The 17,208-nt window shown below is 58.7% G+C and carries 12 protein-coding genes; 9 read left to right on the forward strand and 3 right to left on the reverse strand.

All coding sequences use genetic code 11. From position 1 onward, the window contains the following. Positions 1 to 34: 34 nt before the first annotated feature. Positions 35 to 3,307 carry a DEAD/DEAH box helicase gene (locus AC13C0_RS12575; RefSeq protein ID WP_341582276.1) on the forward strand — a complete coding sequence of 1,091 codons (3,273 nt, stop codon included), beginning with the start codon at positions 35 to 37 and terminating at the stop codon, positions 3,305 to 3,307. A gap of 36 nt (positions 3,308 to 3,343) precedes the next feature. Here the strand turns inward: AC13C0_RS12575 and sbcB are convergent, their stop codons facing one another. Then, on the reverse strand, positions 3,344 to 4,789 hold the full coding sequence (gene sbcB / locus AC13C0_RS12580; RefSeq protein ID WP_341582277.1) for an exodeoxyribonuclease I: 1,446 nt from the start codon (positions 4,787 to 4,789) through the stop codon (positions 3,344 to 3,346). A 49-nt stretch (positions 4,790 to 4,838) separates the two neighbouring features. Continuing rightward, complete coding sequence (locus AC13C0_RS12585; RefSeq protein WP_341582278.1) at positions 4,839 to 5,714, reverse strand: hypothetical protein; 876 nt, start codon at positions 5,712 to 5,714, stop codon at positions 4,839 to 4,841. Between the two features lie 267 nt (positions 5,715 to 5,981). Between AC13C0_RS12585 and AC13C0_RS12590 the strand changes: the two genes are divergently transcribed. From AC13C0_RS12590 to AC13C0_RS12605, 4 genes are all read left to right on the forward strand, one after another. Next, positions 5,982 to 7,010, forward strand: a complete 1,029-nt coding sequence (locus AC13C0_RS12590) for a response regulator (RefSeq protein WP_341582279.1) — start codon at positions 5,982 to 5,984, stop codon at positions 7,008 to 7,010. 3 nt (positions 7,011 to 7,013) lie between these two features. After that, complete coding sequence (locus AC13C0_RS12595; protein WP_341582280.1) at positions 7,014 to 7,967, forward strand: GGDEF domain-containing protein; 954 nt, start codon at positions 7,014 to 7,016, stop codon at positions 7,965 to 7,967. 133 nt (positions 7,968 to 8,100) lie between these two features. Next, positions 8,101 to 8,754 carry a transposase gene (locus AC13C0_RS12600; protein ID WP_341582281.1) on the forward strand — a complete coding sequence of 218 codons (654 nt, stop codon included), beginning with the start codon at positions 8,101 to 8,103 and terminating at the stop codon, positions 8,752 to 8,754. A gap of 131 nt (positions 8,755 to 8,885) precedes the next feature. Beyond that, positions 8,886 to 9,584, forward strand: a complete 699-nt coding sequence (locus AC13C0_RS12605; protein WP_303285408.1) for a Fic family protein — start codon at positions 8,886 to 8,888, stop codon at positions 9,582 to 9,584. Positions 9,585 to 9,661: 77 nt separating this feature from the next. On the opposite strand, the gene AC13C0_RS12610 is transcribed toward AC13C0_RS12605, so the two are convergent. Then, a complete protein-coding gene (locus tag AC13C0_RS12610; RefSeq protein ID WP_303285409.1) occupies positions 9,662 to 10,030 on the reverse strand; it encodes a histone-like nucleoid-structuring protein, MvaT/MvaU family in 369 nt (122 codons plus the stop codon). A 481-nt stretch (positions 10,031 to 10,511) separates the two neighbouring features. Between AC13C0_RS12610 and AC13C0_RS12615 the strand changes: the two genes are divergently transcribed. The 4 genes from AC13C0_RS12615 to AC13C0_RS12630 are packed head-to-tail and all read left to right on the forward strand — an operon-like array spanning position 10,512 to position 17,204. Beyond that, positions 10,512 to 12,008: a DUF3375 domain-containing protein gene (locus tag AC13C0_RS12615; RefSeq protein WP_341582282.1), complete on the forward strand. Its 1,497-nt coding sequence runs from the start codon at positions 10,512 to 10,514 to the stop codon at positions 12,006 to 12,008. A 6-nt stretch (positions 12,009 to 12,014) separates the two neighbouring features. After that, on the forward strand, positions 12,015 to 12,755 hold the full coding sequence (locus AC13C0_RS12620) for a DUF4194 domain-containing protein (RefSeq protein WP_303285411.1): 741 nt from the start codon (positions 12,015 to 12,017) through the stop codon (positions 12,753 to 12,755). Further along, the gene (locus tag AC13C0_RS12625; protein WP_482954482.1) at positions 12,752 to 16,075 is read left to right on the forward strand and encodes an ATP-binding protein; all 3,324 of its coding nucleotides are present in this window, start codon (positions 12,752 to 12,754) and stop codon (positions 16,073 to 16,075) included. Before AC13C0_RS12620 ends, AC13C0_RS12625 begins: the two co-directional genes overlap by 4 nt. Beyond that, positions 16,059 to 17,204: a Wadjet anti-phage system protein JetD domain-containing protein gene (locus AC13C0_RS12630; protein ID WP_339754419.1), complete on the forward strand. Its 1,146-nt coding sequence runs from the start codon at positions 16,059 to 16,061 to the stop codon at positions 17,202 to 17,204. Before AC13C0_RS12625 ends, AC13C0_RS12630 begins: the two co-directional genes overlap by 17 nt. Positions 17,205 to 17,208 lie beyond the last annotated feature (4 nt).

Genomic DNA, 17,208 nt, shown 5'->3' on the forward strand with positions numbered 1-17,208 from the left:
GCCCCTCCTGATTCTGGCACTACCGCGGGAAACTATGCTGATCGACAACCACACCCTCACCAGGATTTTCGACACCAACACCCTGCAGCGGGGCAAGCGCTATTTTGCCGATAGCCGGGTACAGGGCCTGACTCTCGATATCGAAGGCATGAGCATTCAGGTGTTGCGGGCTAAGGTTATTGGCAGCCAGTTCCAGATCTACCGTACTGAGGTACGGTTTGATCGTTACATGCCCTACAGGATCGATACCTACTGCAGCTGCCCCGTGGGTTTTCAATGTAAACATGCCGCGGCGGTTATCCTGCAGGCCAATTACGAGCAGCCGCAGGGGGATGCGCAGAAGGCGGAAGGCCACCGGAACACGGCAACGGAACACACGGCGGAAACCTGGCTGGCGCGGCTTGCTTCTGCCGCGGATCCGGCCCCGAAGCCCGCCAGTCCCGAGTGTTTGGTGTACATCGTCACTGCGTACACCAGCCTGAAGCGCCTTTCGGTTTCGGTTCGGAAGGTCCGGCCCCGTAAATCCGGTGGTTACTCCAAGGGTTCCGTCAGCACGGTCTGGGGCCGGACCACACTGGAATATGATCGCCCCAAATACCTGCAGGACAGCGATATCGCGCCGCTTACCTGGCTGGAGGCCGCCCCCACATCCTATCGCTCCGAGCCCCTGCTGGAAGGAACGACCGGCGCCTATTTTCTGGAAGCGGCCATGAAAACCGGGCGCCTGTTCCTTGAGTCCGTCAGCAATCCACCACTGCAGCCCGGGGATGCCATCGAGACCGGTTATGAGTGGCAGCAATTGCCCGGCGACCAGCACTGGCAACTGGTGCCATGGGAGCTACCACCGCAGGTTGCGGTGCTCAACACCAACCCGCCGCTGTATCTGGATTCCGAAACGCACTGCATCGGGCCGGTTCACAGCGCCCTCTCGCCAGAAGTCAGCGATCTGCTGGAGCAATGCCCGCCTTTAACCGAAGAACAGCTGCAGGAAGCCCTGCCGGATCTGACACCGTTACTGGAGCAAGCCCGCGCCCCGCTTCCCGAGTCGTTCAGGGTGCCGGAAATGATCAAAGCCGACCCGCAGCCCATTTTGCAACTATACAGCGTGGATGATCCGTCGCCCGGCGCGCACACGCCCACACTGCTTGCGCGCCTGCAGTTTAACTACCGGGGCTACCAGGTTGCCTATGCCGAGCAGGAGCCCCGGCTCCTCCGGCAGGCACCGGAAGGCCCGGTACTGATCATCCGCGATGAAGACCAGGAGGCCGGCTTCCTGCACCACGGCCTGCCCGGCTTCCAGTTCGCCAGCATCCTTGCCGATCAACCGGGCGAGCATGCCCTGAACCAGTTACCCGGTTCCACCTTGCTGGATTTTACCCTGCCAACCCGGGAAGCCTGGCTCGATTTCATCGCCTATCAGCTGCCACAGCTCCATGCCGAGGGCTGGCAGATTGAAATGGATGAGAGCTTCAATCTGCCAGTGGTGGAGGCAGACCAGTTGCAGGGCAGCTTGCGCCCGGACGACGCGCAGGGCTGGTTTGAGGTTGAGCTGGGCATAAACTTCAACGGCACCAAAATTGACCTGATTCCCCTGTTGCACCAGGCTCTGGCCTATCTTCCCGGTCACATCGAAGGCAATCAGGAGAGTGCCGGTGATCTGCCGGAGACCCTCTGGCTGCACAATGGCGAAACCCTGATTCGAATCCCCTCCGAGCGGATCAAACCGCTGGTGCAAACACTCCTGAGCCTGTTTGGACAAGAAACCAACGGCAAATTCAGACTCCCCCGGCTCGACGCCGCGCAAATCATGGGCAGCACCCGGGCCGAGTGGGACAGCAGTGAAGAACTCAAGGCGCTGGGCAGAAAACTGACCAGTTTCCAGGCCCTGGAACACGTACTGCCGCCCAGCGAACTCAATGCCCGGCTACGCCATTACCAGCAGGATGGCCTGAACTGGCTGCAGTTTCTGCGGGAGTTTGGCCTTGGGGGCATACTGGCGGACGACATGGGCCTGGGTAAAACCCTGCAAACCCTGGCGTGCATTCAGGTTGAGAAGTCTGCCGGCCGGCTGAAAGCGCCTGCCCTGGTAGTCTGCCCAACAACCCTGATTGCAAACTGGCAATCGGAAGCGGAAAAGTTCGCACCGGAGCTGAAACTTCTGATCGTCCACGGCAGCCGCCGCAAACCACTGTTCGAACAGATTCCCGGGGCCGACCTGGTGATTACCAGCTATCCACTGCTACCCCGGGATATCGAACAGCACAAGGCGCAAACCTACAGCCTGGCCTTCTTTGACGAAGCCCAATACCTCAAGAATCCTGCTACCGCTCTGGCCAAAGCCACTCGCAAACTGCCGGCGGAAAACCGGATCGCCCTCACCGGCACCCCCATGGAAAACCACCTGGGCGAGCTCTGGGCCCTGTTTGATCTGATCCTGCCAGGGTATCTGAGCGACCAGAAGACGTTCCGTGATTACTACCGCAAGCCCATCGAAGAAAACGGTGACGCCAGCCGCCAGGCCGAACTCAGCCGCCGCGTGCGCCCGTTCATGCTAAGGCGCACCAAAGACCAGGTAACACCGGAACTGCCCCGGAAAACAGAAATCATCCGCCACGTGGAACTGAACCGGGAACAGCAGGACCTCTATGAAACCGTGCGCGCCAGCATGGACAAACGCATTCGCCAGCTCCTGGCCAGCAAAGGTGCTGCCCGCAGCCAGATCGAAATTCTCGATGCCCTGCTCAAGCTCCGCCAGATCTGCTGCCACCCGGCCCTGCTGAGCAGCGAAAGTAACGCCGGTTCCGCCAAGATGGATTACCTGCTGGAGATGATCAGCGAATTACTGGAAGAGGGCCGGCGGATCATTCTGTTCTCCCAGTTCACCAGCATGCTCGCGCTGATAGAAACAGCGCTGGAGTCTGCCGGCATCCGTTACGAAAAACTCACCGGCCAGACCCGGGACCGTGCCACCCCCGTTAAAAGCTTCCAGAACGGAGACAGTCCGGTTTTCCTGATCAGCCTGAAAGCCGGCGGCACCGGCCTCAACCTCACCGCCGCCGACTGCGTGATTCATTACGACCCCTGGTGGAATCCCGCCGTAGAGCAACAAGCCACCGACCGCGCCTGGCGAATCGGCCAGGACAAACCGGTATTCGTGTATCGCCTTATCAGCAAAGGAACGGTAGAGGAGCGCATTCACGCCCTGCAGGCCCGCAAGAGCCAGCTGGCCGATGGCCTCTATGGAAAACCCGACAGCTTTGCCTCGGCGCTGACTGCCGATGACATCACCGTGCTTTTCGAAAAATAAAAATGGGGTCAGATGAAAGTTCATCTGACCCCATTTTCAGATGTACGGAATCAAAGACTCCCCGTACAAATGCAGGTCCTCCAGCACCTGCCGCTTCTCCGGCGTCAATTCCGGATCCGCCGCCAGGCGCTGTAATTCCCGGGCGTAGGCCTCGAAAGATCGCCAGCCCTTCTTGGGATGCATCAACCGTTGACTACGGAACGCCTCCCAACGCTCGAGCTCTTCGCCCATCAAGGTGCCCGGGTAATTCCTTGCACGGTAACGGAACAGCAGTTCCCGCAGGCGGTCATCCTCAAAGCTGACCTCTAGCTCCCCCAGCGTTTCCACCGGCTGCTCCAGTACCCGGTTCAGCTTCTCCCGGTCGGTCTTGCTAATAAAGCCACCGGCGTAGAGCTGTTCGTCCGGGTCGGTGAGGTCGCTTTCGTGGGGCTGGTCAAAGGCTTCGGCAATCCTGCGCGGAAGGTCCGGCGCCTTGCGCAGCATGGCCAGATTGGCCCGCAGGGTTTCGCCATCCAGTTCCAGTTCGTCCAGCCGCGCCTGAGAAAGGGAGGAAAGCATGGTCGCCGGCGCCAGCACCGGGCATTTGTTCAGCTGCACGCCTTTCAGCGGAAAGCGGCTCACGCCCTCCCCCAGTCCCGCCCGGGAAGTAAACACCCGCTCACGAATCTGCTCAGGGGTGGCGTTGATCAGCTCGCTGGGGTCTTCCCGCAGGTCGTAGACAATCACCAGGTTCTTGTTGGTGGGGTGGTCTGCCACCGGAGCAACCAGGGCACAGCATCCACGGGTCGCCGGGTACTTGGCGGATATGTGGAACACCGGCTTCATGGTGGCGGTGTCGAGCATGGCCCGGGCGGAGTGCTTGTCCTTGTTCTGCAGCACGAAATCAAACAGCCTGGGTTGCTTTTCCTTGATCAGCTTTGCAACGGCAATGGTCGCCTCCACATCCGACATGGCATCGTGGGCGGCTTCATGGGTGATCCCGTTGGCGACTGTCAGCGCCTCGAGTTTGAAACTAGGGCTGCCGTCTTCCTTGCGGGGCCAGTTGATGCCTTCCGGGCGCAGGGCGTAGGTCAGCCGCACCATATCGATGATGTCCCAGCGGGAATTGCCATTCTGCCATTCACGGGCGTAGGGATCGCGCAGGTTCCGGTACAGGGTGTGGCGGGTGACTTCGTCGTCGAAGCGCAGGCTGTTGTAGCCCACCACGCAGGTTCCGGGCTGGCTGAAGGCTTCGTTGATCCGGGCGATGAACTGGGCCTCGGGGAGCCCGTCTTCCAGCGCTTTTTGCGGGGTAATACCGGTAATCAGGCAGGCTTCCGGTGATGGCAGGTAATCGTCCGCCGGCTTGCAGTAAAGCACCAGCGGATCCTCGATGATGTTCAGATCCGCATCCGTCCGCACACCGGCAAACTGGGAAGGCCTGTCATGAACCGGATCTACACCGAAGGTTTCGTAATCGTGCCAGTAAAAAGAGCGGATCAAGGGACTAAACTCCTGCCAAATAAATTTCGGACTGGCGGGAGTTTAGCATCTAGAACAGCCGGGTACCCATATCCTCCCGGTGGGTCTGCAGTCGCGGCACGCCCTGATTGATCAGCTGGCTCATATCCACCTTCATGCTCGTGGGCAGATTGATAAACACGCCCTTGCCGGCATTGATTACGTTCGTGCCATCCGGGCTTTGCCACTCAACACCTTCTCGCTGGAAACCGATAAAGAAGTCGCTGGTGAAGCCGGTCGTGCCATCCGCGCTTTCCTGGCCCACAAACAGCGACTGCAATTGGGTCAGCGGCGCACAGTTGATGCCCTGAGCGCAATCGGCCGAACCATCGTTTATACCAATGTAACTGGCCCGATAGTTGGTGGCCTGAGAATTCTGGTCGAATAAGGTGGCGTCAAATTCGGTACCGCTATCATCAACAAGCTTAAGCCCGATATCGCCACTGAAACTGCTGGTCAGTGAAGAGACAGATCCCCTCGCCTGCCCGAACCCCATGCGGAATCCGGAGAGCCTGCCCTCGGCGGGATCTTCCGCCAGCTCGATGTAGGGCTGGAACGCTTCAAAAGGCACCGTGTCACCGGCATTGTAGGCGCGACCGTTATACTGAACGCCGTCATTACGGGCAATGTGCCCCAGGGCCACGTGCTGCGCCGCGAAGTCCACTCCGCCGTCGATCTCACCGGCTTTCACATCGTCCACATTCATCCGGGTTTCCACGTCCATGCTCAGCGTCATCCGCGTGAACTGGTGGGGATCTCCCGGTATGTTTTCAATCTGAATAAAGCCCTGCCCGGTCACCTCACCCATTGTTTCGTCTGAAATGGGCTTCAGCTCGGCCTGGGCAACGGGCGCAATACCCAGGCAGAACAGGGTGACGGCAGCGTATCCATACGCCTGCTGTCTCATATAATTGCGTCTCTGAAAAACCATTATTATTTTATGTGCCGACGACACACTATAAACAAGGCAGACCGGCCAATAGAGTGAGCAGGTTCACAATCGCCGTTTACAATTCAGTAATACTCGGCCAAGTTTGAATACAGTCACAAAACCTTTGGTTTAATATGCTTACAACACCTTACCTACGGTTACGAACGCTGTAGCAAACGTGTACATAACAACCACTACTGATATACTTTCGCCCCTTATGATCAACCCTCAACGGCTTCCTCAATGACCACCCGCATACTGATCTGCGACGACTCCGCCCTTGCCAGAAAACAAATGGCCCGGGCCCTGCCGGAGGGGTTGCGGGGGGATGTCAGTTACGCAAAAGACGGCGTGGAAGCCCTTGAGAAATTACGACGGCATGAGGCAGAGCTGATGTTCCTGGATCTGAACATGCCGGAAATGGACGGTTACCAGGTGCTGGAACAGGTCCGCGAGGAAGACCTGCCGGTCATGACCATCGTGGTTTCCGGCGATATCCAGCCCCAAGCCCGGGAGCGGGTGAAAAAACTCGGCGCCATCGATTTCATCAAAAAGCCCACCGAGACGGGCATCCTGCTCAGCCTACTGGTGGATTACGGGGTTTACCGCCCCGGAGACCTCGAAGACGCCGCACTGCAGGATGCCACCCTGAAGAATACAGGCAGCGCCAACCCGGAGATTTCCGTTTCCCTGAATGACTATCTGCAGGAAATCTCCAACGTTGCCATGGGGCGCTCCTCCGATCTGCTGGCCCGCCTGCTGAAGGTGTTTGTGAAGCAGCCCATTCCCAAGGTGGCCTTCCTCGCCAATTCCGAACTGCACATGGCGATTTCCTCGGTCAGCAACAGCAACACTTACTCCGCCGTATGCCAGGGCTTTACCGGGGCCGGCATTGCCGGAGAGGCACTTCTGTTGTTTGCGGATGCCAGCTTCAGGGAAATGGCGGAGATGCTGCACTACGAAAACCTTGAAGGCGAAGCCGTCAACATCGAAGTGTTGATGGACATGTCCAGCATCCTGTTCGGAGCCTTCCTCAAAGGCATCGGCGACCAGCTGGATCTGAAGCTCGGCCTGGGCCACCCCACTGTACTGGGCCAGCACCGGCAGATCACCGAACTCCTGGAGCACCACAGCACCCGGGAAGAACAACTGCTGTGCATCGAAATCTGCTACACCCTGGAAGACCGGGATATCGAATGCGACATGCTGATCCTCCTCACCGGCGATTCAGTACCTTTTCTCGAAGATCGCCTGCAATATCTGGTGGACTGACCGATGGCCATTAACGACTTTGAAGCCAACTCCTTTCACTGGCTGGTGGACATGCTGGAATCCGTGGAGGTGGGCCTGGTAGTGCTGGATCTCGATTTCCGGGTGCAGGCCTGGAACGGCTTCATGGAGAACCACAGCGGCATCACCGCCAGCAAAATCCGCAACCAGGTGTTGTTTGACGTATTCCCGGATATCCCCCAAGCCTGGCTCGCCCGCAAGGTGGACGCCGTTGCCCTGCTGAACACCCGGGCCTTCACCTCCTGGGAGCAGCGGCCCTACCTGTTCCGGTTCCGTAACACCCGGCCAATTACCGGCACCGAAGAGTACATGTTCCAGAACCTCACCATCAGCCCCCTCTCCGGGGTTACCGGGCAAGTCGAGAAAGTCTGCCTGATGGTGTATGACGTTACCGATGTTGCCAGCAGCAAGCGCGCCCTGGAACGCGCCAACGAACAACTGGCCAAACTCAGCATGACCGACCGCCTCACCGGCCTGCTCAACCGCGGCACCTGGGAAAACCTGGTGGATGCCGAGTTCGAGCGCTTCCGCCGCTACGGCCACACCACCAGCCTGGTGATGTTCGACATAGACCACTTCAAACCCGTCAACGACACCCACGGCCACCTGGCCGGCGACGAAGTAATCAGACACACCGCGGGCATAACCCGCGCCAACATCCGCCAATCCGACAGCGCCGGCCGATACGGCGGCGAAGAATTCGGCATCATACTGCCGGAAACCGACGCCGAAGGGGCACGGATCATCTGCGAGCGGATTCGCGAACACATTGAACAGAGCGTGGTCGAAACCAGCGTGGCGCCGATTCGCTATACCATCAGCATTGGCATTGCCCAGTTAACGGATGAACCCGAGAACTATATGCAGTGGATGCAAAAAGCGGACGAGGCCTTATATGTGGCCAAGGAAGGAGGACGGAATCGGGTAGTGGTGTCTTAAAATGGGGTCAGATGAACTTTCATCTGACCCCATTTTCATCTGACCCCCGAGTTCGTGCGCTGCGTCATGGTAGACAAGGCAGCCGTACGATAAGGTTCCAGCCTCAACCAAACGATCACAAGGATGTGGTGTTATGCCCAGAACAACAAGATTCTGCCCTCCCGGCGTTCCCCAACACGTTATCCAAAGAGGAAACAACCGCCAGCCAACCTTCAAAGGGCGTGTAGATTTTGCGTTCTACTGTCGTCTGATGGAGCAATATGCCGAAGAACATGGTGTTGCCTTGCATGGCTGGGTACTGATGACAAACCATGTACACCTGCTGGCAACTCCTTCAACAGAGAGAAGTCTGTCAGACTATATGCAGTCAATTGGCCGGCGTTACGTGCGCTACTTCAACCGTCGCCATGACAGAACCGGCGGCCTTTGGGAAGGACGATTTCGATCCTGCCTGATTGACTCAGAAAATTACCTGCTTGGCTGTCAGCGCTATATCGAGATGAACCCGGTCAGCGCAGGAATGGTCAGCAACCCAGAAGATTACTGGTGGTCAAGTTATCAGTGCCATGCGCTCGGAAAAACCAGCGGAATGCACAGCCCCCACCCGCTTTACCAGGCTCTCGGCAACGACCAATCGGAACGCCAACGGCGGTATCGCCAACTGTTTGCCAAACCCATGCCCGACTTTCTCAAAGATCAAATCCGAAAAACGGTAAAAAGCGGCAAAACGCTCGGCTCGATCGAGTTTAAAAGCCAGCTCAAGGCCAAGTACGGCATATCCGACTGAAGACGGATTGGGGTCAGATGAAAATGGGGTCAGATGAACTTTTCATCTGACCCCATTTTCATCTGACCCCGAATTCGCCTTACCTCGCTGCTATAATGTCGCACACACTTTAAACCGGATCCGGAATCAATATGACCGCAGTTGCTGACACCTACTGGCAAATGCCGCCTAACCAGGGTAGAGCACTAATGATTGCGCAGAAAGAGGTGTCGGTCTTTGTCTATGACGCCGTGCGCCTGGAAGGCCTCAACTTTACGCTGCCGGAGATACAAACATTACTGCAGGGCATTACGGTAGGCGGCCACAAGTTGAGTGATCAGCAAATTGCCATCAACCAGAGTGAAACCTGGAAAGCGCTGTTTCAAAGGATCCGGGAACGCCAGTTCCAACTGACCAAAGAGTGTGCCACAAGCCTGCATGCCATCGCTGCAAAAGAGGAGGCGCTGGAATGGGGGTGCTTTCGTTCAGGATCTGTGCTCATAGCTGGCACTGATTATGAACCTCCGGCCGCGGAAAAGCTTCCGGCTCTATTCGATGAAATGAAAGACAGTCTGGATGAAATCAACGACATCTACGACCAGGCCATTCATATATTCCTGACCATGGCCCGATGCCAGTTTTTTTACGATGCGAACAAACGGATGGGCCGATTCATGATGAACGGCCATCTACTGAACAACGGATATCCGGCGATTAATATACCCGCGTCAAGGCAGCTGGAGTTTAACGAGTTAATGCTTGAGCTCTACGAATCCGGTGAAGAAGCGCCAATGAACCGGTTTGTTCGAAGCTGCCTTAGCGATAAAATTGTCCGGATAATGAAAGAGTGAAGTTTGGGGTCAGATGAAAATGGGGTCAGATGAAAAGTTCATCTGACCCCATTTTCATCTGACCCCGATTTACGCCGTTAGTCCTGCTGCCAGCTCTGCACAGCTTCCTTACCATGCTTCTGACGCCATTCATTCAAGGTCTTGTGATTGCCACCCCGGGTTTTAACCACTTCACCGGTATGCGGGTTCTTGTAGGTTTTCACCGGGCGCTTCGGGCGACTGCCAGCTGTTGAATCGGCCTTACCACCGGCCACAGAGGGATCAATTGCAGAAAGGATCTGAAGTACATCCTTCGGTGACTTGCCATGCTTCTTCATCAAATCACGAACCTTGTCTTCAAACTCCAGCTCACCTTTCAGTGCCTGGTCTTTTTCAAGCTGTTCCAACTCTGAAGCAAGCTTTTCCATAAGCTGTTTTTTCTGGTAGTAATCGTTAATCTTTGCCATGGAATTAAAACCTTATTCAAACAGGGGGTTTAAAAACTAAATTGGGGTTGACCAAAATTCAACAACAATAGTAAACAAAACAATGCATCCTGGCAAAATTATTTATTTACAAAGCCTTAACAATGAGCCAGATCAATTTCAGCAGCTTCTGAAAAGCTTCCTGTACAAATAGTGTGCTTACAGCCTCATACAAAGAAAAAACACTCTGCGAATCAAATAAAACACCCTTGCCTTTCAAACAGGCCAGTACCCCCGCGAGTATTGAACGGCTCATTGGCAATCAGGCATTAGTACGAGACAGAGTGCCTCGGCTCATCGTGGCAGAACAGGAAGCCGTACTATAAATCAACCGGGAAACCTTCCGATGCTTCTGGCTGGCCTGTCGGGCCGCTACAGGATAGAGTATCCATGGTAGAAGGCAGAACTGAACCAGCCACTACCAACGCGAAGTCAATCGGCCCAGACATCACCAAGTACCACCATGGATGAAAGCACCCATCTGCGCACCCAGTCCTACCTGGTGGCACGCCACCAGCACCCGGCCTGGAAACTGCTTTCCGCTACCCGGGGACCACTGGTTCTGAGCTGTCTGCATGCATTGCTGGAGCAGAACCGGGAGGAAATCCTTTTTGAGGATGCCCAGCAGATGCTGACGGACATCCTGCTCCAGCATGCCAACAGCGACGACCTGGAGCTGTCCACCGACGACCCGGCTGGCGATGCCCGGCGGGAGCTTCGGTCCTGGATCCGCCGGGGCCTGATCATCGAAAGAAACGGCCGGCTGATTGCCACCGACGCTCTGCAAAAGGCCCTGGCCTTTGCAGAGGGGCTTGATAACCGCATCATGACCTCCACCGCATCCCGCCTGGCCACCGTTCAGCGGGAAATCGAAAACCTGGAAACCCGCCTGAACCCCGATGCCCGCAGCCGCGCGGATCACATTCGTCGCAAGATCAAAGATCTGGAGCACGAACTGGCCGAAGTGGAAGCCGGCCGTTTCCAGGTACTGCAAGGTGGTGAGGCCGCCGAAGGCATTCGTGAGGTCTACAACCTGGCCATCAGCCTGCGGGCGGACTTCCGTCGCGTGGAAGACTCTTATCGCGACGCCGACCGACGCCTGCGCCAGTCTATCGTCAGCGAACAACATCACCGTGGCGAGATTGTCGACCGCTTGCTCGACGGCCACGACACTCTGCTGGAAACCTCCGAGGGCAAGGTCTTCCACGGCTTCCATGAACAACTGGGGCGGTCCACGGAGCTGGACAACATGAAACAGCGGCTGCGTACCATTCTGCGCCACCCGGCCACCCGCCATGCCCTCTCCCGTCAGCAACAGGACGATTTACGCTGGCTGGTTATTCGTCTGATTCAAGAGTCCGCCACCGTCATCAAGGCCCGGGCCCGCAGTGAGCGGGACGTCAAGGGCTTCCTCAAGACCGGGCTGGCGGCAGAAAACCATCGGGTGGGTGAGCTACTGAACGGCATCCTCAATACGGCACTGCAGATTGACTGGTCCAGCCATCGGGTCCGCAAGAGTGACACACCGCTGCCCCCGGTGGCCGTTGCAACCTCCGGCCTGCCCCTGATGGAGCGGCTGAGATTCAAGTCCGCCATCGAGGAACAGGCCCGGGGCCTGGAACTGGCGGAGCAGAACGTCAATCTCGAAGAGGTGGACGAGGAATTCTGGCGTGCCTTCGACGGGCTCGACAGGGAGGCCCTGTTCCAGCAAACCGCAGAACTGCTCAAGGTGACTGATCGGCCCATGAGCATTGCCGATCTGGCCAGCCACCTGCCGCCTACCCACGACCTGGAAACGGTCGCGCTTTGGCTGGCCATGGCCCGGGAGGCGGAGGTGACTATTTCCGAAGACCGCGAAGCTGTGGATATCACCGACAGCAACGGCCAGAAACTGCGTTTCCAGGTACCGAAACTGGCACTCACCAGGGACGACGCACACTCTATCGACTGGGAGCTATAACACAGCATGTCCGACTACTTTGACCGCCTGACCAGCCGGACAGACACTCCGGAAACAGGCGACACGCAGAAACAGGGTACCCCCTCACCGGCCCATGCCGAGGACACCCCGGCACCGACTGCGGAAACTGACCAGTACACCGCCACCAACCTGAAAACCACCGCCCAGGAACTGCTCAAATACGGCCTGCTGGAGGCGGATCGCAAACCCGGCCTTTACCAGGTAGCCACCGGTCAGACTGCCGCCATCAACCGGATTCTGGAGCCACTGGATCTGCGCCTCAAGGTGGACGACATCCGCGGCCTCGCCTTCCTGGTGGTATCCGAACAACTGTTCCGGGACGGCGAGGAAAACGACGACGAATGGTCCCACCCCCTGGTGCGCCGACAGCGACTGAACATGGAACAGTCCCTGCTGATTGCCATCCTGCGGCAGCACTTTATCGCCCATGAACAGGAAGCCGGGCTGGGTGCCGGCGACGCTGTCGTGGAGCTGGAAGAACTGATACCGCAGCTGCAACTCTACCTGGGTGACACCGGCAGCGACACCCGGGACCAGAAACGCCTGCGCAGCCTGATGGAGAATCTGAAAAACCACGGTATCGTCTCAGACATTGATGCCAACGATCAGGTCGTCATCCGCCCCATCATCACTCACCTGGCCAACCCGGAAAACCTGCAGAACCTGTTGCACCACTTCCGCAAGCTGGCCGGGCAGGCCGCTGACACGGACGGAGGCGAGTCATGAGCCTGCCCCGGAACGACCTGTTTGCCACCGAGGTTACCCCGCCCACCGCGTATATACTGACCCACCTGGACCTGTATAACTGGGGCCCGTTCGGTGGCCGGCACTGCGCGGAAATCGACCCCAGGGGTACCGCCATAATCGGTCCCACTGGCAGTGGCAAGACCACCCTGGTGGATGCCCTGATGACCCTGCTCACCCACCAGCCCCGCTACAACCTCGCCTCCACCGGCGGTCATGAAAGCGACCGGGACCTGATCTCCTATATTCGTGGCGTCTCCGGTGCAGGCAACAACAGTGGGGACAACAGCCATATCGCTCGCCCGGGCAAGACCGTAACCGCGGTCTGCGCCCGCTTTTCCAATAGCAACAAGGCCTTGCGCCTTGGTGCCTTATTCTGGGTGGATGGCAGCAGCTCCGCCACCAGTGACCTCAAGCGCCTGTGGCTGGTCTCGGAAAGGGACGACCAGGGCCTGGAGGACTGGCTGGCCATACACCACGAGGGCGGCGCCCGGGAACTCAAGCAGCACGCCCGGGACAACCCCGGCCTGCAGGCCAACGACAGCAAGAAAGCCTACCTCGCCCAGGTACGGCGGTTCTTCGAGGTGGGCGAAAATGCCTTCACCCTGCTCAACCGCGCCGCCGGCCTCAAGCAGCTCAACAGCATCGACGACATTTTCCGGGAGCTGGTGCTGGAAGACCACTCCGCCTTTGACCGGGCCTCCGAAGTGGCCAGCGAATTCGATGACCTCGCAGCCATTCACGGCGAACTGGAGACCGCCCGCAAACAGCACCAGTCGCTATTGCCCATTGCCGAAACCCACGAGAAGCACCAGGCCACCCGCACCGAGCTGGACCAGCAGCAAACCCTGAAGGATAACTTGCCGGTGTGGTTTGCCCAGGCGGGCTACCAGCTGTGGCGCAACCGTATCCTGAACCTGGATACACAGCTCGGGGAAAGCCAGAGCACCATCCATTCCCTGGAAACCACCGCGGCTGCCCTCAACAGCAAAGCCACCACACTCAAGGACATCTACCTGAAGGCAGGTGGTGCCAGCATCGAGCAGCTGCGGGAACAGATCAGCCTGCAACAGCGGTGGCTGGACGAGCGGGCCCGCGACTCCAGCGATTATCAATCCCTGACTCGCAAGCTCGGTTTGGATGACTCACTCTCCGCGGGCGCCCTCGCCGCCAACCAACAACAAGGCGCGACAAAGCTCCGGGAACTGTCGGCGCTGGAGGAGGAACAGGACGAGACAGTCCTGGACCTCCGGATCCACCAAGGCAAGCTTGCCGAAACCCTGACCGAACTCACCGGGGAGATCGACCGCATCCGGGCCAGGCCGGGCTCCAACATCGATGGCCGGTATCAGGAATTCCGCAGCGAGCTGGCCGAAGCACTGAACCTTGAGGAAGACAGCCTGCCTTTTGTGGCGGAACTGGTGGAGGTCAAACCGGAAGAAGGCACCTGGCGTGGTGCCATCGAGCGCGCCATCGGCGGGCACCGGTTGCGGCTACTGGTGCCACCCGCGGCCATGCAGACGGCCCTGAACCGAATCAACAGCCGAGAGAACCGGCTGCATGTGCGGTTATTGGAGGCCCAGGCACCCCAGACCCCGGCGCGGTTCCTGGAAGATGGTTTCACCCGCAAACTCAACTTCAAGGACCACCCTCACAGGGAAGCCCTGAAGCAGCTGCTGGCCGGTATCGACCGCCATTGCGTCGACTCGCCGGAAACACTGCGCCAGACGCCCCACGGCATGACCAAGCAGGGCCTCATGTCCGGCAAGAAGGGCTATTTCGAGAAGCGGGATAACCAGCGGCTGGACAAAGGCTGGATGACCGGTTTCAACAACCGGGACAGGCTGGCAGCCCTGGGCGACGAACTGACGGAAATCCGGCTGACCGCCGGGCAGGTTGAGCAGCAGCTTGAAACGGCACGAGCTGCCCTGAACGACACCCGGGATCAGATCAAGCTATACACCCTGCTCTCAGAGATCGATTTTGATGCCATCGACCTGCCCACTGCCCAGGCCGCGCAGGACGACCTGCAGGCCCGCCTCCAATCCCTCACCGCTCCGGATTCGGACCTGGAAAAGGCACGGCAAGAGTATGAAACGGTCAACAGGCAACTGGAACAGACCCAGCAGGAGTTGTCTGACGAACGAACCCGCCATGCCCTTCTGGAAGACAAGCGAAGCCAGGCCACCGACCGATGCAAAGACCTGCTGGACAGGATCGGCGACGGCCTGCCGGCTGAGCAGCAGGCCCTGGCGGATAAACATTTCACCCCGCCGAAAGCCGACCAGTACGACCATCTCGACCAGTTGGAACGAGCCCAGCGGGAACAGCTGGAACAGGATATCCGCCTTCTGAACAAACGGGTGCAGGGCTATGAACTGAGCCTGACCCAGCTGATGGAAAAAGCCCGTTCCATCGACACCGGCGCCCTGGCGGAAACCGGCAGCGATATTCGCGACATCCCGGAATACCTGGAGCGGCTGCGGGTGCTGGAAGAAGAAGCCCTGCCCCAGAAGCTGGAGCGATTCCTGAACTACCTGAACCAGTCCTCGGACCAGGGCGTGACCCAACTGCTGGCCCATATCCAGAACCAGGTGGCCATCATTGAGGAACGCATTGCGGACCTGAACGCCACCCTGAGGCGGGTGGACTTCCAGCCTGGCCGATACCTGCGGCTGGAACCCCGCCGGGTTACCCACGAGTCCCTGCGCACCCTGGAGCGGGCCCAGCGCCAGCTCCGCGCCGACGCCCTGAAGGATGACCAGGGCGAAAGCCATTTCCGCGCCCTGCAAAACATGGTGGGACTGCTGAGGGATGCCGCCGACAACAAACGCACCGTGGGTGCCCGGGCGTTACTGGACCCCCGCTACCGGTTGCAGTTCGAAGTATCGGTACTGGACCGGGATAGCAGCACGGTAATCGAAACCCGCACCGGCTCCCAGGGTGGCAGCGGCGGCGAGAAAGAAATCATCGCCAGTTACATCCTTACCGCGTCGCTCAGCTACGCCCTGTGCCCGGACGGTGCCACCCTGCCTCTGTTCGGCACCATTGTGCTGGACGAAGCTTTCTCGAAAAGCTCTCATGCAGTGGCAGGCCGGATTATCTCAGCCCTGAACGAATTCGGCCTGCACCCCCTGTTCGTTACGCCCAACAAGGAGATGCGATTGCTGCGAGCCCATACTCGTTCTGCGATCCTGGTACACCGTAAAGAACTCCAGGCCACCCTCACCTCCCTGAGCTGGGAAGAACTGGAAACCCACGCCGAACGCATGGCCCGGAAAGCCCATGAAATCCCCGGCTGAACTGGCCAGCCGCCTCGCCCGGCAATGGCAAAACGCTGACCTGCGGGAACAGCGCCTGCTCAATGCCGACACCTGGCCGCTACGAATCCCTATCAGCAAGCCCACCGGCGGCACTGTCCGGGATAATCCCGGCAGCGTTCGCCAGCATCTGCAGCGCTGGCGGGAAATCACCGTCGGAAAAACACAATGGCAACAGGTACGGTTCCGCAGCGCCAACGACAACGTGGAAATACCCGTTGCCTGGGTGCTTGCATCGCCCAGCGAATGGATACAGGCAACCGGCAACAGCGAAGTAAGGCGTGAATATCAACGGCTCAGCCGCCTGGCCGCAGCGCTGGATGAGCGCTTTCACTCATTGATTATCCGAAGGCGCAGCCTGGTGCTGGATAAACCTGAAACCGACGTTATCCGGTGCGGAAAACTGGCCCGGCAACTCAGCCCCGGCTGTGCGGCCGGCAAGCCCCTGCGGGCGCTGCCCCTGGCGGGTATCGACAGCAAGTTCTTCGAACGCAACCGCCAGCTGGTCGTGCGGATGCTGGACATCCTGTTCGATGGCCAGGTCAGCGAAACAGGCCTGGAAGCGTTTCTGGGTGCGGAGGATGAAGGCCATCACTGGCTGCTGGTCGCGGATCTGGAGGGTGGCCTTACGCCTTTTTCACAGTTCCGGGTCCGGGCCAGCGAACTGCAAAAGACGCCGCTACCGGGGCAACACCTGTTGCTGGTGGAGAACGAACGCTGCCTGCATCAGTTGCCACACACTCCCGGCACCATTGCGGTCCTCGGCTCCGGCCTGAACCTGTCCTGGCTAAAGGCCAGCTGGCTCGCCGAAAAAAACCTCGCCTACTGGGGCGACCTGGATACCTGGGGCCTGACCATGCTCGCGCGCGCCAGAAACCACCAGCCCCACCTTACGCCACTGCTAATGAACCAGGCGGTCTTCGAACAGTTCGCGAAAGAGAACGCCGTAGAAGAACCCCAACCCGCCGAATCCGTTGCTCCCACCGGCCTGACAACCGGCGAAGCCGAACTCTACAACGCGCTCCTGGAAGCAGAACGGGGCAGGCTGGAGCAGGAGTTTTTGCCCGAAGCGTTGGTGCAGCGGGCAATCGGGGAGTGGGTGGGGAAGTAGGAGA

This window comes from Marinobacter sp. B-21, from assembly GCF_056857895.1.